The following is a 17380-nucleotide window of genomic DNA, read 5'->3' as shown; positions in this document are numbered from 1 at the left end:
GCGGGGCCTTGTTCTTGCGAGGCGCGAGCAACGGGTTCAGGCCTCCAGTGGCGCCACCGCGGCGCCCTGGATCTTGTGGCGGGCCAGGGCTTCGGCGACGAAGCCCGATTTCTTCATGGCCTCGACGAAGGCGGCCAGGTAGGCGCAGGCCTTGTCGCCGCGGCTCTTGGGTACGCCCATGGCCTGGCGGATCAGCATGAAGTGACCGTCCAGCAGGCGCAGGCCGCCCAGGCGCTGCGCATCGGCTTCAAGCTGCTGCTTCACGCCTGCGGCGACTTCCATGTTTTCCTGCATGAAGGTGTCGACGACGGCGGGCGAGGTCGGTGCGCGGAAGATCTCCGCCTGCTTGAGTTCGCGCGTCAGATACAGGTCGTAGGCGCTGCCCTTGCCGACCACCACGCGCTGGCCCTTGCGGTCCACTTCGTCCATGCTGGCGATGGGCGAGTCCTGGCGCACCAGGTACGCGCCTTCGATGACCACGTAGGGCGCGGTGAATGCGATCTGCGCGCCGCGCAGCGGATCGATGGCGAAGAAGCCCACGTCGGCCTCTTCTGCGGCCACGGCATTGACGGATTCGCCGGCCGACTTGAAGACCACCAGTTCCAGCTGCACGTCCAGGCGCCGCGCCAGTTCAGTTGCCAGGTCGACCGAGACGCCGCCGGCCTGGCCGGTGACGGGATCGGCGTGGGCGAGGATGGGATTGCCCAGGTTGATGGACGCGCGCAACGCGCCGGTGGGGGCGAAGGCGGAAAGCAGCTCGTGGTCGGTCTTCATGGTTTCCTTGGGCGTAGGGGCGCGCGCTGGCGCGCACGATGCGGCAAGCATAGCCGCAAGCGCGCGCGTTGCGCGATGCCTTATTGTGCGCGGCGCAGTACGTAGTGCGGGGCCAGCGGACCTGTAGGTCGGGTGCCGTCGCGGTACAGCATGGTCACCTGGTTTTCGCCCACGAAGTAGCGCTGGCTGTCGCCGGACGCGTCCAGGCGGATGGTGCTGCCGTCGGACTCCCAGCTGAATGTGCCGGTTACCACCTCGGGCTGCGGCTGGCGGTCCAGGTACTGGGTCTGTCTTTCGTAGCGGCCATCCTGTTCCAAGGTCAGGCGGGTTCGGATGCCCGGGCAGTCGGCGCAGGGCAGGGTGCCTTCGTAGCTGCCGGCCCAGTCCAGCGAATCGCGGGCGGTGTGGCTGTCGACGGGGGCGGAACCGCCGGCGCCGGGCCGGGAGGGCGCGCAGCCGGCGAGCAGGGCTAGCGTCAGGGCGCAGGTCAGGGTGGTTTTCATCATGGCGAGCTCCTGTTTGGCAAACCGGTCACGATACGGACAGTAACGGGGCGGTGCTGAAACGGGATGTAAAGCGCGGGGGCCGGCAGCGGCCGTGCATGCGCTACGCTACCTTATTTTCCAGGCGCACCGGCCCGGGCCTTCCCTCTTGAACAGGACGATTCCGATGAAAGGCGAACACCGTTACAACGTCACCGTCGACTGGACCGGCAACACCGGCTCCGGCACGTCCAGCTACGCGGCCTATTCCCGCGACCACGTGATCCGTGCGGCGGGCAAGCCCGACGTGCCGGGTTCGTCCGACCCGGCTTTTCGCGGCGATCCCGCGCGCTGGAATCCCGAAGACATGCTGGTGGCGTCGCTGTCCGCGTGCCACAAGCTCTGGTATCTGCACTTCTGCGCGGTCGAAGGGGTGACGGTGGAGGCCTACCGCGACGAGGCCGAAGGCGTCATGGTCGAGGACCGCGAGCGTGGCGGCTTCTTCAGCGCCGTCACCTTGCGCCCCGAAGTGACCATCCGCGCTGGCGACGACGCTGCGCTGGCGGCCGAACTGCACGAGCGCGCGCATCATTTCTGCTTCATCGCCAATTCGGTCAACTTCCCGGTGCGTTGCGAGCCGCGCATCGTGCAAGCTGCCTGAGGACCATCGCCATGCTGACCATTTGGGGACGCCGCAGTTCATTCAATGTGCAGAAGGTGCTGTGGCTGGCGGGAGAGCTGGGCCTGGAATACGAACATGTGCTGGCTGGCGGCGAGCACGGGCTGCTGGACACGGCCGAGTTCCGCGCCATGAATCCGCACGGCAAGGTGCCGCTGCTGCGCGATGGCGCGACGACGGTCTGGGAGTCCCATGCCATCCTGCGCTATCTGGCCGCGCGCGACGGCGCCGGCCGCTTCTGGGCGGACGACCCCGCGCAGCGGGCCGGCGCCGACGGCTGGATGGACTGGGCCCAGACCGCCTTGCAGCCAGCCTTTCTGATGGGCGTGTTCTGGGGCTATTACCGCACCCCCGAGGCGCAGCGCGACACGGCGGCCATCGAGCGCTCCATCGCCGCCACGCATGCCTGCCTGCGGCAACTGGACCGCGCGCTGGCGGACCGTCCGTATCTGGGCGGCGAAACCCTGGGCCTGGCCGACATTCCGGCGGGCACCACGCTCTACCGCTACTTCGAACTGGACATCCCGCATCCGTCCATGCCCCATCTGCAGGCCTGGTACGAGCGCCTGCAGGCCCGTCCAGCCTATCGCGAACATGTGATGGTGCCGTTCGGGGAGCTGCGCGGGCGGCTGGCTTTCTAGCCGGATTTACAAATTTTCCGACGGGCGATGTCACGTCGTGGCAGGCTGTCTCGTCCTACGGGTAATGGCGCCGCATCCTGCGGCGCATGCCTACCTTGCCGGAGACCCGCCATGAGCACCGCCCGCCTGAACGCCTACACCGCCTCGCCCAAGGCCATGAAAGCCATGATCGCCCTGAACGACTTCGTCGAAAGCTGCGGCCTGGAACACAGCCTGCTCGAACTGGTGAAAATGCGCGCTTCGCAGATCAATGGTTGCGCCTACTGCCTGCACATGCATTCCACCGATGCCCGTAAACAGGGCGAAACCGAAATGCGCCTGTACCTGCTGGATGCCTGGCGCGAATCTTCGCTGTACAGCGAGCGTGAGCGCGCCGCGCTGGCGTGGACGGAGTCGTTGACCAGACTTGCCGATACTCGCGCGCCGGACGCGGACTACGCCGAAATGGCAAGGCATTTCAACGAGGAAGAGCAGGTCAACCTGACCGTCGCCATCAACATGATCAATAGCTGGAACCGCATCGCAGTCGGGTTCCGCTCGCAGCATCCCAAGCACTGAGGCCAGGCCGTATGAGCGCGTCCGCCATTCCCGATGCCGTTGCCGACTTCGAGCCCCATCGCAGGCATTTGCAGGGCCTGGCCTACCGCATGTTGGGGTCATGGGCGGAGGCCGAGGACATCGTGCAGGACGCGTGGCTGCGCTGGCGCGACGCGGACCGCGGCCGGGTCGAGACGCCGCGCGCCTTCCTGTCGCGGACGGTCACGCGGCTGTGCCTGGACCAGTTGAAATCGGCGCGCGCGCGGCGCGAGGAGTACGTGGGGCCATGGCTGCCCGAACCCTTGCCCGACGCGGGCAGCTATGAGGCGGCGGGTGCGGGGGAGATTGCGCACGATCTGTCGGTGGCGCTGATGCTGGCGCTGGAGCGCCTGTCCGCATTGGAACGGGCCGCTTTCCTGCTGCACGACGTGTTCGACATGCCGTTCGCGGAGATCGCGGCGACGCTGGGCCGCAACGAGGCAGCCTGCCGCCAGTTGGCCGCGCGGGCGCGCAGCCGCGTGCGCGACGCGCGTCCGCGGTTCGCAGTGACGGAGCAGGAAGGCGCGCGCATCGCCGATGCCTTCTGGCAGGCATCGCGCGCGGGCGATGTGGATGCCCTGCGCAGCCTGTTGGCGCATGACGCCGTGCTGCATGCGGACGGCGGCGGCAAAAAGCTGGCCGTGTTCAGGCCCATTCTGGGCAGCGACAAGATCGCGCGTTTTTTTGCCGGTCTGGCGAAAAAGCCCAGCGGCCAGTTCCTGGACGCCGTGGTGACGCAATTGAACGGCATGCCGGGGGTGCTGGCGACCGAACTGGACGGTTTGCCCCGGTCCACCACGCTGGAGGTGCGCGACGGCAGGATCGCCGCCATCTACATCGTGCGCAACCCTGATAAGCTGCGCCATGTCGCGGCGCCGCCGCCGCAGCCGACCGCGCCCCAGGATGATTCCGCACCTCACTGACTATCCGCAGGACCTGCCCGTACTGGGGCTGGAAGGCTTGCGTCTGCGCCCATTGCGGGAAGCAGACGCGGCCGATTGGCACGCATATCTGCGCGACGAGGCGGTCACGCGCCATACCAGCTGGCAGTTGGACGGACCGGATACGCTGGTGCGCCTGATCCGCGGTTATGGTCAGCCAGCGGTATCGCACAGCCTGCGCCTGGCCATCGTCACGCTGGACGGCGTCTTGGCGGGCACCATAGGCTTGAACGAGATCGCTGCGTCCGCGCGGCGCGCGGAGATCGCCTATGACGTCGCGCCGCCGTACTGGCGGCGTGGCATCGCCACGCGCGCCTGTGTGTCCGTGACCGAGTGGGCCTTGCGCGAGCTGGGCTTCGCACGCATCCAGGCTACCGTGCTGGATACCAACGTGGCGTCGGCCGGCGTGCTGGAACGCTGCGGATTTCAGTGCGAAGGACTGATGCGCCGCTACCGCCTGGTGCGCGGCGAACCTCGCGACTTCTGGATGTACGCGCGGGTCGCTGCCGCGCAGGACTGAAGCCCAACCAATTTGAGAAAACCATGACCTCCGCTTTGATCGTGATAGACGTGCAGCGCGCGCTGTTCGAGACGAATCCCGCGCCAGCCGATGCCGAGGCGGTGCTGGCCCGTATCAATGCGCTGGCCGGGCGTGCGCGCGCGGCTGGCGCGCCCGTCATCTACGTGCAGCACGAGAGCCCCGGCAGCGCCATGGATCACGGCCAGCCGGGCTGGCAGTTGGACTCGCGGCTGCAACCGGAGGACGGCGACGTCCGCGTGCGCAAGACCACGCCCGATTCCTTTTTGCGCACCGGTCTGGCCGATGCGCTGGCGCAAGCCGGCGCCACGCAACTGGTCGTGTGCGGCTACGCCAGCGAGTTCTGTGTGGACACGACCGTGCGCCGCGCGGCCGCGCTTGGATATCCCGTCACGCTGGCTGCCGACGCCCACACCACCCAGGACAAGCCGCATGCGCCGGGCGCGCAGATCCGCGCGCATCACAACGCGACCTTGTCATCGATCTCCAGTTTTGGCGTGAAGATCGCCGCCGTGCCTGCGGCGGACATCGTCTTCGCCGCCGCGGCTGCCCGGTGACCGCCATGGATCCTGAACTGCTGTCCTTGCTGGTCACGCGCACCATGCCCTTCGGCAAGTACCAGGGACGCCTGATCGCGGATTTGCCCGGGCCCTACCTGGCCTGGTTCGCGCGCAAGGGCTTTCCGCCGGGTGAATTGGGGCGTCTGCTGGCCCTGATGCACGAGCTGGACCACAACGGCTTGTCTTCCTTGCTGGCGCCGCTGCGCCAGTCCGCGCCGAAGAAGTAGGGCGCGGCCCGCGTAGGGCGGCCCGCCAGAGAAACCCCGGGAAACAACTGTGGCGGATTGTGTAGCGTCTTGGCACGCCGCGCGCCAGCGGCCGGGGATACCATAGTGCGGCATGTCCAGGGGCCCCGGAGCGCGCCCTGGACGTCAGTCCATTGAAGAGAGGTCGTCATGAAGAAACTCCACATTTCCGCCTTCCTGCTTGCCGCCTTGTGCGCGGCCGGCGCCGTACAGGCGCAGAATGCGGCGCCCGTCACGCAGGAATACCAGTACCCCAGCGTGCGCTCCAAGGACGGCAGCCTGTCGCCGCCTTCCACGTTGCGCATGACGGTCACGCCCGAAGCCGGCTCCGCGCCCGCGGTCATCCGCGACACGCCGGAAAGCCAGGCCCAGTACGTGCGCTGCCGCGAAGTGTCGGACCGCGCCGCCGTGTCGAACGCGCAGATGCAGGCCGGCGTGGCGCAGTGCCTGAAAGAGCTGGAGCAGCGTCGCCAGCAATAAGGCGCGCGCCGCCGCCCAACGGGCGGCTTTCCGTTCTGGTCAAACGGTAATAATATTCAATCCCATCAACAGCGCTGCCCGCCGCGACGGAGCCGCCATCTTGACCGCCGCCCATCCCGAACCTGATTGGACCGTATCGGCCGCCACGCCCGCTATTTCGCTGGCGGGCGGCACGCTGCGCTTTGGCCGCGACGAGCGCGTGCAGGAGCGCCTGGAGCCGGGCCTGAAGCTGGTGCTCGTGCTGGACGGGGACCTGCGCTATAGCGTGCGCGGCGCCGCGTCCACCCGCGTGAGCGGGCCCGCGCTGCACCTGAGCGTGTGCCAGGACGCCATGGGCATGGAGCACGAGTTTGGCGCCCATCAGTCCTTGCGCTTCGTGTCCCTGCGCACGGGACTGGACCATCTGCGCGATGCCTTTGCCATGGATCCGGCCCAATTGGCGGGCCTGCTGCGCGCGCCGCGGGCCGTTGGCGCATACGCCGAGGCCAATATGCGGGCGGACCGCAAGCTGGAGGCCTTGGGCCACCAGATGCTGGCCTGCCCGGTGCAGGGCGCGCTCAGGCGCATGTACCTCTCGGCCAAGGCGCTGGAACTGACCGCGCTTGCCTTGGGCGCGCTGCAGCCGGCGGAGCAGGGCGCTCCCGTGCGCGGCCTGACGCGCGCCGACGTGGAACGCCTGCATCACGCGCGCGACCTGGTTGCGGCGAACCTGCAGGACCCGCCCTCGCTGCCCGAACTGGCGCGACGCGTGGGCGTGAACGTCAACAAGCTCACCACCGGCTTTCGCAAGCTGTTCGGCCAGAGCGTCTACGCCTACGTGCGCGAGCGGCGCATGGAGCAGGCCCAGGCGCTGCTGGCCGAAGGCGCCTATACCGTGTCCGAGGCGGCCTACGCCTGCGGCTATACCGATTCGCACTTCACCAAGGCGTTCCTGCGCCGCTACGGCGTGCTGCCCAGCAGTGTCGCGCCGGGCCGCTAAGGCGTCGAAACTTCCGCAATCGCCAGCAAGACTTCCGCAATCGCCAACGCGCGGCCGCTGTCGTTCCTAGAATTACTTGAGAATTATTCTCAATAAAATTCTAAGAGGACAGGCAGTGCGAAAACAGGTGAATACGGGGGCGCCGCGCAGGAACGCGGCGCGGGCGCGGCATTGGCCGCTGTGGCTGGCGGTGGCGGCGGGGCCGGCGCTGGCGCAGGAGGCCGCGTCGCTGCCGGCGGTGACGGTCAGCGGCGAGGGCGTGGCGCAGGACATGGCGACCCTCGGCAAACTGCCGCTGACGCTGCGCGAGATTCCGCAGTCGGTGACGGTGATCGGGCAGGAGCGGATGCGCGAGCAGAACCTGCAAAGCCTGGATGAGGTGATGCAGCACGCCACCGGCATCACGGTGCAGCCCTATCAGCTGCTGACCACCGCGTACTACGCGCGCGGCTTCAAAGTAGATTCGTTCGAGCAGGACGGCGTGCCCGTGCTGATGGGCAACATGGCGGCATCGCCGCAGGACATGGCGGTGTACGAACGCGTGGAGATCCTGCGCGGCGCCAACGGCCTGATGCATGGCGCGGGCAATCCCGCCGCCACGGTGAACCTGGTGCGCAAGCGGCCGCAACGCGAGTTCTCGTTCAACGGCTCCCTCAGCGCCGGCAGCTGGGATCGCTACCGTGCGGAGGCCGACCTGGGCGGCCCCTTGAACGACAGCGGCAGCGTGCGCGGCCGCATCGTCGGCGCCGTGGAAGACCGTGGTTATTTCTATGACGTCGCGGATCAGCAATCGGCGCTGCTCTACGCGATAGGCGAGGTGGACCTGGGGCCGGACACGGTGCTGTCCGCCGGCCTGCAGACCCAACGCATCCGCTCCACCACCAACATGGCCGGCGTGCCGCGCTACAAGGACGGCGGCGATATCGGCCTGAAGCGCTCGACCTACCTGGACGTGGCCTGGGACCGCTTCAACTGGGATACGACGCGTGTGTTCGCGGACCTGGAGCATCGCTTCGGCCAAGGCTGGAGCGCCAAGATCAGCGCCAATTACCTGACCGCGGACAGCAACCTGAAGTACGCCGGCGCCTATGGCGCGATAGACCGCCAGACCGGGTTGGGTTCCTCCTTGATGGGCGCGGCCTACAAGTTCGACAACACCCAGGCCAGCGTGGACGCCTATGTCGGCGGCCCGGTGCAACTGTTCGGCCGGCGCCATGAACTGCTGCTGGGCGGCAATGCCCAACGCACCACGTCCGAGCAGTACAGCGCGGACCTGACGCCCTATCCGAACGTGCCGGTCAATGTCTTCGACTGGGATCCGCACAGCGTGCCCGAGCCTGGCGTGGGGCCGTACACCTCGCCCGGGGAGACCCGGCTCAAGCAGCAGGGCGTCTACGGCATGGGCCGCTTTTCGCTGGCCGATCCGGTGACGCTGGTGCTGGGCGGACGCATGAGCTGGTGGAACCAGAGCGCGCCCCGCGCGCGCCAGCGCATCGATCCGGAGTTCACGCCCTATGGCGGGCTGATCGTCGACCTCGACCGCCAATGGTCGCTGTATGGCAGCTATGCACAGGTCTTCCAGCCGCAGGGCGAGCTGACGCGCGACGGCCAGCCGCTGGATCCCATTACCGGCACCAACTACGAGGCCGGCGTCAAAGGCGAACTGGCGGACGGCGCCTTGAACCTGTCGCTGGCCGTGTTCCAGATACAGCAGAAGAACCGCGCGCAGGAGGACCCGGCATGGCCATGCGTGGGCCGCAACTGCTACTACATCTCGGGTGGGGAAGTGCGCAGCCGTGGGATCGAGGCTGAAGCCTCCGGCAGCATCACGCCCTACTGGACGGTGGCCGCGGGCTACACCTTCAACACCAGCAAGTACCTGACGGATTCGGAATCCGGCGGACAGCCGTTCGCGCGCTTCACGCCCAAGCACATCTTCCGCCTGTGGACCAACTATGCCTTGCCCGGCATGGAGCGGCGGCTGAGCGTGGGCGGCGGGCTGCAGGTGCAGTCGGGCTATTCCACGGTGTCCGGTCCCGTCACGCTGCGCCAGGGCGGCTATGCGCTGGTGGACCTGCGCATGGCCTATCGCGTGGACAAGCACGTGACCGCGGCGCTCAACGTCAACAACCTGTTCGACCGCGGCTATTACCAGAGCCTGTCGGGCACGGCCTGGAACAACCGCTACGGCGAGCCCCGCAACGTCATGCTGACCCTGCGCGCCGAATACTGATGACCCGCGGCGGACGCCCACCGCGCGCGTCCGCCGGCAACCAGAAGGAGAGATCGATGAGTGCACCCGATACCGGGCCGGTGTTCGACTGGCTGGACCACTTCGTGGCGCTGGGGCGCGACGGCGCCATGCGCGACGTGGGCCGTCTGCGCCGCCTCGCGCCGCAGGACGAATGGTTGGTCGGCATCAAGGCCGTGGCCAGCGACGCCGACGTGCATGGCGATGTGTGGGAGCGCCACCCGGCCGGCGATGAAATGCTCTGCGTGCTGGAAGGGCGCGTGGTGGTCACGCTGATGGCGGAGGACGGCGTCCAGACCGACATGCTGCTGGATACCCGGCGCAGCGCCATCGTGCCGCGCGGCGTGTGGCACAGGCTGCACGTGGCCTGTCCCGGCAAGATCCTGTTCGTGACGCCGGGGCAGGGCAGCGAACACCGTCGCGCGGATGCGCCGCAATCCCGCAGCCCCTTGTTGAAGGAAATCTGAAGTGAACCGTATTGCAGACGCACGCATGTTCGTGATGATAGGCGCCTTGTATTTTTCCCAAGGCATACCGCTGGGCGTGGCCATGGAGGCTTTGCCCACGCTGCTGCGCCGCGACGGCGCGGACCTGCACGCGCTGGCCTGGCTGCCGCTGGTCGGCCTGCCTTGGGTGCTGAAGTTCCTGTGGGCGCCCGTGGTCGACAACCGCTGGACCCGCGCCATGGGCCGGCGGCGCAGCTGGATCCTGCCGATGCAGGCCGTGGTGCTGGCCTGCCTGCTGGCGCTGTCCTTGCTCGGCATCGATGCCGCGGGGGCGGCGTGGGTGGTCGCTTTGATGGCGCTGGCTTCGTTGGCCAGTGCGACGCAGGATATCGCCACCGACGGCCTGACGGCGGAGCGCTTCCAGGGGCAGGATCTGGCGCGCGCCAATGCCGTGCAGGTGGGCGGCACCATGGTGGGCTTCTTCTTCGGCGGACCGGGTTGCCTGGTACTGGCCGGCCATATCGGACAGACCGGCGCGTTGCTGACCCTGGCGGCCGTGGTGGCGTTCAGCCTGCTGCTGGCGGCCGCCTGGCGTGAAACCGAACTGGCCATGCCCGCGGCCAGGCGCCGCGCCACGCTGGGCGCCTTCGTGCGCCGCCCCGGCGCCTGGGCCCTGGCCGCGGCCGCCTTCCTGTCGGCCATGACGGCGGTGGCGGGCTATGGCTTGTCCAAGCTGTTCCTGGTGGATGCGGGCTGGGCGGTCGAGGCCGTGGGGCGCGTCGGCATGGCGGGAGGCGTGGTGACGGTGCTGCTGGGTTGCGGCGGTGGTGCATGGCTGATCGGCCGGCTGGGTGCGCGCGCGGTGCTGGCGCTGGGCCTGGCTGCCTCGGGCGCGGCCGCACTGGCCTGGCTGGCGCAGGCCCAGGGCTGGATGCCGTCGCAGGCGGGCAGCGCCCTGGGCGCGCAGGCGCTGGGCGCGTTCGGCGCGGGCGCCGCGTCCGTGGCCCTGATGACGCTGGCCATGCGCTTTGCCAGCCGCGGCGAGCAGGCCGGCACCGACATGACGGCGGTGCAGAGCGCGCGCGACCAGGGCGAGATCCTGACCTCGTCCCTCATGACCGGGCTGGCGGCCCAGGTCGGCTACGCGGGGGGCTTTGCCAGCGGCCTGCTGGTGGCGGCCGCGACGCTGGCGTTCACGGCCAGGGCGCTGGCGCGCGCGGGCTGATATGGCGATTCTGGCGGTTGCGGCTACACTTATGCGCCGTTTTGCTTTCAGCCCCAGAATTCCCCATGATTTCCACCGCATGCGGCGTCGACTTCGGCACGTCCAATTCCACCGTGGGCTGGAGCCGCCCCGATCAGCGCGCGCTCCTCGCCCTGGAAGACGGCAAGACCACCTTGCCCTCGGCCATTTTCTTCCATGACGAAGACGCCGAAGTCAGCTATGGCCGCGCCGCCATCTCCGACTATCTCGCGGGCTACGACGGGCGCCTGATGCGCTCGATGAAGAGCCTGCTGGGCAGCTCGCTGATCGACGGTTCGACGGAAGTGCAGGGCCGTTCGATTCCATTCCGCGTCCTGCTGACGCGCTTCATCGCGGAACTCAAGCGCCGCGCTGAAACGGCGGCGGGGCGCGGCTTCACGCGCGCCGTGCTGGGCCGGCCGGTGTTCTTCGTGGATGACAATCCGGCCGCCGACCAGACCGCCCAGGACACGCTGGGCGAGATCGCACGCAGCGTCGGCTTCACCGATATCGAGTTCCAGTTCGAGCCGCTGGCCGCCGCATTCGACTATGAATCGCAGATCGACCGCGAAGAGCTGGTGCTGGTTATCGACATCGGCGGCGGTACTTCCGATTTTTCGCTGATCCGCCTGGGACCCGGCCGCGCCACCAAGGCCGACCGCCGCGAAGACATCCTGGCCTACGGCGGCGTGCACATCGGCGGCGTGGACTTCGACAAGCAGCTAAGCCTGGCGCACGTGATGCCCATGCTGGGGCTGGGCAGCCAGCTGCGCAGCGGCAAGGACGTGCCGTCCACGCAATACGGCAACCTGGCCTGCTGGCACACCATCAACCAGGCCTATACCCGCAAGGCCGCCGAGCACTTCGCCTACATCCGCGCCGAGGCCGGCGACCGCGAGAAGATCGACCTGCTGCTGAACCTGGTCAAGCAGCGCGCCGGCCACTGGGTGGCGGTGCAGGTCGAAGAGGCCAAGATCGCACTGTCGGAGACGCCCGCCGCGCGCATCGACCTGTCGCGCATCGCGCCGGAGCTGGGCGTGGACGTGACGCGCCCCTCGTTTGACGCCTGCGTGGGCCGCCTGATCGAAAAGGTCGAGACCACGGTGGGCGCGTTGCTGCGCGACGCCGGCGTATCGACCGCGGACGTGGATACGGTGTTCTTCACCGGCGGTTCCAGCCGCGTGCCGCGTTTGCGCGAATCGGTGTCAGCCCTGGTGCCGGGCGCGCGCAGCGTCGAAGGCGACCTGTTCGGCAGCATCGGCGCCGGCCTGGCGCTGGACGCCCGCCGCAAGTTCGGCTGAGCCGCTCAGGCGGCCAGCATCGAGGGTACGCGGGCCGCCAGCGCGTCGATGGCGGCGCGCGTCTTGGACGGCAGGTAGCGCGCTTGCGGCCAGACGGCGTGCACCTCTTGCGCGGCCAGGCGATCGCCGTGCATCAGCACGTCCAGCTCGCCGGTGCGCACATAGTGCGTCAGCATCCAGCAGGGCAGCCAGGCGAGCCCCGCGCCGGCGATGGCGGCGTCCGCGATGGCTTGCAGGTCGTCCAGGCGCAGGCACGGACGCGGGCGCAGCTGCAGTACCTGGCCGTCGGGCCCATGCAGCGCCCAGGCCTTGTCCACGCCGTTGCGCGTGTAGACGATGGCGGCATGCCGCTGCATCTCATCCACGGTGACCGGGCGGCCATGTGCCTGGATGTATGCGGGAGAAGCCCCGATGCCCATGGTCTGCATGCCCAGCCGCCGCGCGGCCAGGCTGGCGCTGTCGGGCAGCTCGCCCACGCGGATGCCCAGGTCGTAGCCTTCCTCGATCAGATCGACCACCCGGTCGTTGAATGAAACCTCCACCTGCAGTTGCGGATGCTGCTGTGCCAGTTCGCGCAGCACGGGCGCGACGCAATGGCGGCCGAACACCAACGGCGCGCTGACGCGCAAGCGACCCTGGGGCTCGCGCCGGCCGCTGTCCAGCTCGGCCTCGGCGGTCTGCAGTTCGGCCAGCGCGCGCACGCAACGGTCGTAATAGGCCTGGCCGTCGTCGGTCAGGCTTTGCTGGCGGGTGGTGCGGTGGAACAGCCTGGCGCCCAGCCGCGCCTCCAGCCGCGCGATGGACTTGCCCACCGCGGAGCGCGTGAGGTTCAGGCGTTGCGCCGCGAGCGCGAAGCTGCCTGCTTCCACGGCCTGAACGAAGACTTCGATGCCGCTCAGCCGGTCATAGGTGATCGCTGTAGCCATCATGGACTCCCTGCATTTATTGGTTCCTAGCAGGATTCGATGAAATGAAAAACATTCGCCACTAGGGAAATTGGTTCCCATATATCTTATCGGTACTTGACCGTCACGGATAGCCGCCAATGGCGGGCGGCGGTCTTTTTTGCCGCCGGGCCGCCCCAAGGCAAAAAAAAAGCCCCCTTTGGGGGCAGCAAGCCGAAGGCGCAGCGTGGGGGCCTTTTTTGAATCGATAGGAGAAACAACATGCAGGCATACACCGTCACCAGCGGCAAGGACATCGCTTCGCTGGAGCGCGTCACGCGCCAGCCTCGCAGCCTGGGGCCGTTGGAGCTGCGCGTGCGCATCAAGGCCGTGTCGCTGAACTACCGCGACCTGATGGTGGCGCGCGGCGAGTATCTGAAGGGTTCGGGCGATCCGGTCATACCCGCCTCCGACGCCGCGGGCGAGGTGATCGAGGTGGGTGCGGGCGTGAGCCGGTTCAAGGTCGGCGACCGCGTCATGGGCGCATTCATGCCGGACTGGATCGATGGCGAGCCCACGCCTGCCACGGTGGCGCTGGCGCCGGGCGCCGCCACCGACGGCCTGCTGTCCACCGAGAGCGTATTTGCCGAGCACGCCCTGGTCGCAACGCCGGCATCCTTGAGCGACGAGCAGGCCTCGACCCTGCCTTGCGCCGCCGTCACCGCATGGAACGCGCTGTTCGTCGCCGGACGCGCCAAGGCGGGCCAGACGGCTTTGTTCCTGGGCACGGGCGGGGTTTCCATCTGGGGCCTGCAACTGGCCAAGGCAGCCGGCATGCGCGCCATCATCACCTCGTCCAGCGCGGACAAGCTGGCCCGCGCGCGCGAGCTGGGCGCGGACCTTACGATCAACTACCGTGAAACGCCGCAATGGCAGGACGAAGTGCTGCGCCTGACCGGCGGCGAGGGCGCCCACGTGGTGGTGGAAGTCGGCGGCGAAGGCACGCTCGAACGTTCCGTCGCGGCCGCGCGCATGGGAGGCACCATTGCGGTCATCGGCGGCGTCAGCGGCTTCGCGGCCGTGCCGGTCGCGCCCTTGGCGTTGATCGCGGGCGTCAAGCGGCTGGAAGGCATCTTCGTCGGCAGCCGCAAGATGCTCGAGGACGTGGCGCGTTTCGTCGACGTGGCGCGCATCGCGCCGGTCATCGACCGCGTCTACTCGTTTGCCGAAGCGCGCGAGGCGTTCGAGCACCTGGCGTCGGGCCGGCACTTCGGCAAGCTCGTCATCCGCGTCGCGGAGTAGGCGTCATCGGGGAAGGCGGGCGGCGATGGTAAGCTCGTGCTGCCCGCGCGGACTGGCCATCATCCGCGCGTCCCTTGAGGTATCCGACCCGCCATGACCCGCAAGCCCGATTCCCATCTCGAAGAAAAACTCGTCGCCAGCGAGGCGCCATACAACGGCGCCTTCCTGAAGATCCGCCGCGACACGGTCAGCCTGCCCAACGGCAACACGGCCACGCGCGAGTACGTGGTGCATCCGGGCGCGGTGGTGGTGATCCCGCTGCTGGACGATGGCCGGGTCCTGCTGGAGCGTCAGTTCCGTTATCCCATCGGACGCGTGATGACCGAGTTCCCGGCCGGCAAGCTGGATCCGGGCGAGGATCCGCTGGCCTGCGGCAAGCGCGAGCTGCTGGAGGAAACCGGCTATACCGCGGATCAGTGGGCGCATGCGGGAGCGCTGCACCTGGCCATCGCGTATTCCACCGAGATCATCCATATCTACTTCGCCCGCGGCCTGCGCGCCGGGCCTCGCCAATTGGACCAGGACGAATTCCTGGATGTGATCAGCGCGGATCCCGCCGAGCTGATCGAGGCTTGCGCCAAGGGCGAGGTCACCGACGCCAAGACGCTGACCTGCGTGCTGTGGATGCAGAACGTGCTGTCCGGCGCCTGGCAGCTGGACTGGCAGGACAACGCGGGCTGAAGCCCGGTCCGGAATCTGTCCAGACATGTCCGCATTTCCCGTTCTGGTGCAGCCCGCCGGCCTGCGCTTTGACGCGCCGGCCGATACCTCCGTGCTGCTGGCGGCGCAGGCGGCCGGCATCAAGCTGCCCAGCTCGTGCCGTAACGGCACATGCCGCGCCTGCATGTGCCTGCTGCTGGAAGGCGAGATCTCGTACCGCATCGAGTGGCCGGGGCTGTCGCGCGACGAGAAGGAAGAAGGCTGGATCCTGCCCTGCGTGGCGCAGGCCGAGTCCGCCCTGGAAATCCAGGCGCCCCTGGCCGCGCCGATCGAGGCCGCGCCCGTTGCGCCACCGCGCCCGCTTACCGGGGCGCGGCGCTAGCGCCTGCAATCAGCGCCGCGGCGGCCATGGCGACGCCCATTCCCAGCGCCATGCCGGCCGCCATTCCGCCGAATGGCGCGACGCTCGCGGCCAGCGCCGCCGCCATGCCCCATTGAGCCCCTGCCAGCATGCCCAGCCCCATCGCCAGCGCGCAGGCCAGCCGCGCTGCCATGCGCGGCGCGCCCGGCAGCGGCAATAGCGCGGCAATCAGCATGGCTGCGCTGCTGGCGGGCATCAGGGCCGCATGGCGCCAGGCTTGGTCCAGCAGCCCGCCGGACGCCCCGCACAGGCTGGCCAGCAGCGCCGCCGGCGTGCGCAGCGTGTCTGCCCACAGCCCCGCGGCCATGGCTGCGGTGCAGGCCAGCCACAGGACGGCGGAGTCGGAGGCCACGCGGACTGCATCGCCGGGCTTGCGCCTAGCCGCAGGCGTGGCAGGCGTGCGGCCGCGCGTCGTCGTAGCGGTCATGATGGCGTACCCAGTCGCCCAGGTTGAAGTGCGGGCCGTTCTCGTTGCGGCCCAGGGGCGCCAATTCCAGGTAGTTGTAGGCCCCGGCCAGCCTTTCCACGCCGCGCGAGAAGCTTGAATAGGTATGAAAGATCTCGCCGTCCGGGTCGCGGAAGAACGCGCTGGCGCCGGAGTTTTCCTCCATGCTGCCGTCGGCCTTGGGCACGGAGGCCGGCAGGTCGAAATTGAAGTCGCAGCCTTCGGACGAGTACCAGGGGAACTGCCAGCCCATGCGGCGCTTGAAGGCCTCCAGCTTGGCGTAGGGGGCTCGCGACACGGCGACCACCGTCACGTCATGCTGGCGCAGGTGCATGAGCGCGCTGTCCATGTGGTCGGCCAGGAACGAGCAGCCCACGCAGCCTTCCTCCCAGTCCGGGCCGAACATGAAGTGGTAGACGATGAGCTGGCTCCTGCCCTGGAACAGCGCGGCCAGGTCCACGGAGCCGGCCGCGCCCTGGAAGCGATAGGGCTTGTCCACTTTGACCCAGGGCAGGGCCATGCGCTCGCGGGCCAGCGCGTCCTGGGCACGAGTCAGTTCTTTTTCGCGGCGCAGCAGCGCCTCGCGCGCGATGTCCCATTGCGCTCGGGATACGACGGGGTGATCGGTCTGCATCGTGTGTCTCCTTGGAACGGGCCGGCAGGCCCGGGTAGGGCGAACGGCGGGGATTCAGGCCGGCTTCGCCAGATGGGCCGCCAGCCGTTCCAGCGCGCCCAGCCAGCCATGCTGGTGGCTGTCGCGGGTGGCCTGGTCGACGAACGGGGTTTGCAGGAAGGCAAGCTCGGTGCCGCCGCCGGCAGGGCTGAATTCCAGGGTGATCAGCGAGACTTCCGCGGGCGTATCGCGCCAGGCCCAGGTAAACACCAGGCGGCGCTGCGGTTCGACTTCGCGGTAGTGGCCGCTGGCGTGGTGCTCCAGCCCGTCCTCGGTGGCGAATCCCACCTGATAGGCGCCGCCCACGCGCACGTCCGTTTCCGCTCGCAGCACCTTGCGGGTTTCGGCGGGACCGAACCAGCGCATCAGCGCTTGCGGGTCCGTCCAGGCGCGCCAGACGCGTTCGACGGGGGCGTCGAAGCGGCGTTTGAGGCGGAGTTCGATGGGGGCTGTTTCGCCTCGGGTGCTTCGTTTTTCCATGGGTGGACCTCTTCCTCGTGGTACAGGTAGCGCGCCAGCGAATCCAGCTGCCCGTTCCAGAACTTCTCGTAGCGGGCCAGCCAGTCGGATGCCGCCCGCATGGGTTCGGGCGATAGCGTGCAGTTCACGACGCGGCCGTCTTTGGCGCGGGCGATCAGGCCGGCGTCTTCCAGCACGCGCAGATGCTTCATGAAAGCGGGCAGGGACATGGCGTGCGGCCGGGCCAGCTCGCTGACCGAGGCCGCGCCTTGTTCCAGGTCGGCCAGCACCCGGCGCCGCGTGCCGTCTGCCAGGGCCGAAAAGATGCTGTCCAGTGTGTCGTCTTTAAACTTAACCATAGGGTTAAGTATTAAGCCGAAGCCGCGGGACTGTCAAGCAA

Annotated in this window: 23 protein-coding genes; 16 read left to right on the top strand and 7 right to left on the bottom strand. The window is 68.4% G+C overall.

Translation table 11 applies throughout. The annotated features are described in order from the left end of the window. Positions 1 to 36: 36 nt before the first annotated feature. Together AC1RHV_RS08030 and AC1RHV_RS08025 are read right to left on the bottom strand one after the other, a co-directional pair. Positions 37 to 774 carry an ABC transporter substrate-binding protein gene (locus AC1RHV_RS08030; RefSeq protein ID WP_492300364.1) on the bottom strand — a complete coding sequence of 246 codons (738 nt, stop codon included), beginning with the start codon at positions 772 to 774 and terminating at the stop codon, positions 37 to 39. Between the two features lie 80 nt (positions 775 to 854). Then, positions 855 to 1280, bottom strand: coding sequence for a copper resistance protein NlpE (locus AC1RHV_RS08025; RefSeq protein WP_054452565.1), 426 nt, complete (start codon positions 1278 to 1280; stop codon positions 855 to 857). A gap of 163 nt (positions 1281 to 1443) precedes the next feature. Between AC1RHV_RS08025 and AC1RHV_RS08020 the strand changes: the two genes are divergently transcribed. The 13 genes from AC1RHV_RS08020 (at position 1444) to AC1RHV_RS07960 (ending at position 12136) form a co-directional block, all read left to right on the top strand. Further along, on the top strand, positions 1444 to 1917 hold the full coding sequence (locus AC1RHV_RS08020; protein WP_054452562.1) for an OsmC family protein: 474 nt from the start codon (positions 1444 to 1446) through the stop codon (positions 1915 to 1917). A gap of 11 nt (positions 1918 to 1928) precedes the next feature. Next, on the top strand, positions 1929 to 2576 hold the full coding sequence (locus AC1RHV_RS08015; protein ID WP_492300362.1) for a glutathione S-transferase family protein: 648 nt from the start codon (positions 1929 to 1931) through the stop codon (positions 2574 to 2576). A 111-nt stretch (positions 2577 to 2687) separates the two neighbouring features. Continuing rightward, positions 2688 to 3134 (top strand): carboxymuconolactone decarboxylase family protein, encoded by a 447-nt coding sequence (locus tag AC1RHV_RS08010; RefSeq protein WP_054452557.1) that lies wholly within the window; start codon positions 2688 to 2690, stop codon positions 3132 to 3134. A gap of 11 nt (positions 3135 to 3145) precedes the next feature. Next, positions 3146 to 4075 carry a sigma-70 family RNA polymerase sigma factor gene (locus AC1RHV_RS08005; RefSeq protein ID WP_119449268.1) on the top strand — a complete coding sequence of 310 codons (930 nt, stop codon included), beginning with the start codon at positions 3146 to 3148 and terminating at the stop codon, positions 4073 to 4075. Beyond that, the gene (locus AC1RHV_RS08000; RefSeq protein WP_192354931.1) at positions 4056 to 4613 is read left to right on the top strand and encodes a GNAT family N-acetyltransferase; all 558 of its coding nucleotides are present in this window, start codon (positions 4056 to 4058) and stop codon (positions 4611 to 4613) included. The genes AC1RHV_RS08005 and AC1RHV_RS08000 overlap by 20 nt, the downstream gene beginning before the upstream one ends. 23 nt (positions 4614 to 4636) lie before the next feature. Beyond that, the gene (locus AC1RHV_RS07995) at positions 4637 to 5188 is read left to right on the top strand and encodes a cysteine hydrolase family protein (RefSeq protein ID WP_192328630.1); all 552 of its coding nucleotides are present in this window, start codon (positions 4637 to 4639) and stop codon (positions 5186 to 5188) included. Positions 5189 to 5193: 5 nt separating this feature from the next. Further along, entirely contained in the window at positions 5194 to 5418 is a 225-nt protein-coding gene (locus tag AC1RHV_RS07990; protein ID WP_041655832.1) for a DUF3820 family protein, read from the top strand. Between the two features lie 168 nt (positions 5419 to 5586). Next, the gene (locus AC1RHV_RS07985; RefSeq protein WP_054452546.1) at positions 5587 to 5916 is read left to right on the top strand and encodes a hypothetical protein; all 330 of its coding nucleotides are present in this window, start codon (positions 5587 to 5589) and stop codon (positions 5914 to 5916) included. Between the two features lie 100 nt (positions 5917 to 6016). Beyond that, entirely contained in the window at positions 6017 to 6895 is an 879-nt protein-coding gene (locus AC1RHV_RS07980; protein ID WP_175164269.1) for a helix-turn-helix transcriptional regulator, read from the top strand. 115 nt (positions 6896 to 7010) lie between these two features. Then, positions 7011 to 9128: a TonB-dependent siderophore receptor gene (locus AC1RHV_RS07975; protein WP_370126301.1), complete on the top strand. Its 2118-nt coding sequence runs from the start codon at positions 7011 to 7013 to the stop codon at positions 9126 to 9128. 56 nt (positions 9129 to 9184) lie between these two features. Next, on the top strand, positions 9185 to 9613 hold the full coding sequence (locus AC1RHV_RS07970) for a cupin domain-containing protein (protein WP_119449271.1): 429 nt from the start codon (positions 9185 to 9187) through the stop codon (positions 9611 to 9613). A gap of 25 nt (positions 9614 to 9638) precedes the next feature. Next, on the top strand, positions 9639 to 10817 hold the full coding sequence (locus tag AC1RHV_RS07965; RefSeq protein ID WP_492300806.1) for a RhtX/FptX family siderophore transporter: 1179 nt from the start codon (positions 9639 to 9641) through the stop codon (positions 10815 to 10817). A 65-nt stretch (positions 10818 to 10882) separates the two neighbouring features. Then, on the top strand, positions 10883 to 12136 hold the full coding sequence (locus AC1RHV_RS07960) for an Hsp70 family protein (protein ID WP_054452538.1): 1254 nt from the start codon (positions 10883 to 10885) through the stop codon (positions 12134 to 12136). Between the two features lie 5 nt (positions 12137 to 12141). Here the strand turns inward: AC1RHV_RS07960 and AC1RHV_RS07955 are convergent, their stop codons facing one another. Then, on the bottom strand, positions 12142 to 13062 hold the full coding sequence (locus AC1RHV_RS07955) for a LysR family transcriptional regulator (RefSeq protein ID WP_119449362.1): 921 nt from the start codon (positions 13060 to 13062) through the stop codon (positions 12142 to 12144). 240 nt (positions 13063 to 13302) lie between these two features. On the opposite strand from AC1RHV_RS07955, the gene AC1RHV_RS07950 reads away from it, so the two are divergent. From AC1RHV_RS07950 to AC1RHV_RS07940, 3 genes are all read left to right on the top strand, one after another. Continuing rightward, the gene (locus tag AC1RHV_RS07950) at positions 13303 to 14322 is read left to right on the top strand and encodes a zinc-dependent alcohol dehydrogenase family protein (protein ID WP_492300357.1); all 1020 of its coding nucleotides are present in this window, start codon (positions 13303 to 13305) and stop codon (positions 14320 to 14322) included. A 93-nt stretch (positions 14323 to 14415) separates the two neighbouring features. Next, entirely contained in the window at positions 14416 to 15003 is a 588-nt protein-coding gene (locus tag AC1RHV_RS07945; RefSeq protein WP_054452535.1) for an NUDIX domain-containing protein, read from the top strand. A gap of 25 nt (positions 15004 to 15028) precedes the next feature. Continuing rightward, a complete protein-coding gene (locus tag AC1RHV_RS07940) occupies positions 15029 to 15364 on the top strand; it encodes a 2Fe-2S iron-sulfur cluster-binding protein (RefSeq protein ID WP_054452532.1) in 336 nt (111 codons plus the stop codon). Here the strand turns inward: AC1RHV_RS07940 and AC1RHV_RS07935 are convergent. Genes AC1RHV_RS07935 through AC1RHV_RS07920 form a run of 4 tightly spaced genes read right to left on the bottom strand, consistent with a single transcriptional unit; the run spans position 15345 to position 17339 of the window. Continuing rightward, positions 15345 to 15755 (bottom strand): hypothetical protein, encoded by a 411-nt coding sequence (locus tag AC1RHV_RS07935; RefSeq protein ID WP_492300354.1) that lies wholly within the window; start codon positions 15753 to 15755, stop codon positions 15345 to 15347. The genes AC1RHV_RS07940 and AC1RHV_RS07935 overlap by 20 nt on opposite strands. Before the next feature lie 25 nt (positions 15756 to 15780). Then, complete coding sequence (locus AC1RHV_RS07930; protein WP_492300352.1) at positions 15781 to 16482, bottom strand: DUF899 domain-containing protein; 702 nt, start codon at positions 16480 to 16482, stop codon at positions 15781 to 15783. A 54-nt stretch (positions 16483 to 16536) separates the two neighbouring features. Next, entirely contained in the window at positions 16537 to 17001 is a 465-nt protein-coding gene (locus tag AC1RHV_RS07925; protein ID WP_313388788.1) for an SRPBCC family protein, read from the bottom strand. After that, on the bottom strand, positions 16887 to 17339 hold the full coding sequence (locus AC1RHV_RS07920) for an ArsR/SmtB family transcription factor (RefSeq protein WP_119449275.1): 453 nt from the start codon (positions 17337 to 17339) through the stop codon (positions 16887 to 16889). Before AC1RHV_RS07920 ends, AC1RHV_RS07925 begins: the two co-directional genes overlap by 115 nt. Between the last annotated feature and the right edge of the window lie 41 nt (positions 17340 to 17380).

The sequence above is a fragment of the Achromobacter sp. GW823-FHT04E03 genome (assembly GCF_058796095.1).
This window is presented reverse-complemented; position numbering and strand designations above follow the sequence as displayed.

What these genes read in the sequence shown, in the direction of transcription:
- AC1RHV_RS08030 (WP_492300364.1), bottom strand. Translation starts at nt 774, where the DNA reads ATGAAGACCGACCACGAGCTGCTTTCCGCCTTCGCCCCCACCGGCGCG.
- AC1RHV_RS08025 (WP_054452565.1), bottom strand. Translation starts at nt 1,280, where the DNA reads ATGATGAAAACCACCCTGACCTGCGCCCTGACGCTAGCCCTGCTCGCC.
- AC1RHV_RS08020 (WP_054452562.1), top strand. Translation starts at nt 1,444, where the DNA reads ATGAAAGGCGAACACCGTTACAACGTCACCGTCGACTGGACCGGCAAC.
- AC1RHV_RS08015 (WP_492300362.1), top strand. Translation starts at nt 1,929, where the DNA reads ATGCTGACCATTTGGGGACGCCGCAGTTCATTCAATGTGCAGAAGGTG.
- AC1RHV_RS08010 (WP_054452557.1), top strand. Translation starts at nt 2,688, where the DNA reads ATGAGCACCGCCCGCCTGAACGCCTACACCGCCTCGCCCAAGGCCATG.
- AC1RHV_RS08005 (WP_119449268.1), top strand. Translation starts at nt 3,146, where the DNA reads ATGAGCGCGTCCGCCATTCCCGATGCCGTTGCCGACTTCGAGCCCCAT.
- AC1RHV_RS08000 (WP_192354931.1), top strand. Translation starts at nt 4,056, where the DNA reads ATGATTCCGCACCTCACTGACTATCCGCAGGACCTGCCCGTACTGGGG.
- AC1RHV_RS07995 (WP_192328630.1), top strand. Translation starts at nt 4,637, where the DNA reads ATGACCTCCGCTTTGATCGTGATAGACGTGCAGCGCGCGCTGTTCGAG.
- AC1RHV_RS07990 (WP_041655832.1), top strand. Translation starts at nt 5,194, where the DNA reads ATGGATCCTGAACTGCTGTCCTTGCTGGTCACGCGCACCATGCCCTTC.
- AC1RHV_RS07985 (WP_054452546.1), top strand. Translation starts at nt 5,587, where the DNA reads ATGAAGAAACTCCACATTTCCGCCTTCCTGCTTGCCGCCTTGTGCGCG.
- AC1RHV_RS07970 (WP_119449271.1), top strand. Translation starts at nt 9,185, where the DNA reads ATGAGTGCACCCGATACCGGGCCGGTGTTCGACTGGCTGGACCACTTC.
- AC1RHV_RS07965 (WP_492300806.1), top strand. Translation starts at nt 9,639, where the DNA reads ATGTTCGTGATGATAGGCGCCTTGTATTTTTCCCAAGGCATACCGCTG.
- AC1RHV_RS07960 (WP_054452538.1), top strand. Translation starts at nt 10,883, where the DNA reads ATGATTTCCACCGCATGCGGCGTCGACTTCGGCACGTCCAATTCCACC.
- AC1RHV_RS07955 (WP_119449362.1), bottom strand. Translation starts at nt 13,062, where the DNA reads ATGGCTACAGCGATCACCTATGACCGGCTGAGCGGCATCGAAGTCTTC.
- AC1RHV_RS07950 (WP_492300357.1), top strand. Translation starts at nt 13,303, where the DNA reads ATGCAGGCATACACCGTCACCAGCGGCAAGGACATCGCTTCGCTGGAG.
- AC1RHV_RS07945 (WP_054452535.1), top strand. Translation starts at nt 14,416, where the DNA reads ATGACCCGCAAGCCCGATTCCCATCTCGAAGAAAAACTCGTCGCCAGC.
- AC1RHV_RS07940 (WP_054452532.1), top strand. Translation starts at nt 15,029, where the DNA reads ATGTCCGCATTTCCCGTTCTGGTGCAGCCCGCCGGCCTGCGCTTTGAC.
- AC1RHV_RS07930 (WP_492300352.1), bottom strand. Translation starts at nt 16,482, where the DNA reads ATGCAGACCGATCACCCCGTCGTATCCCGAGCGCAATGGGACATCGCG.
- AC1RHV_RS07925 (WP_313388788.1), bottom strand. Translation starts at nt 17,001, where the DNA reads ATGGAAAAACGAAGCACCCGAGGCGAAACAGCCCCCATCGAACTCCGC.
- AC1RHV_RS07920 (WP_119449275.1), bottom strand. Translation starts at nt 17,339, where the DNA reads ATGGTTAAGTTTAAAGACGACACACTGGACAGCATCTTTTCGGCCCTG.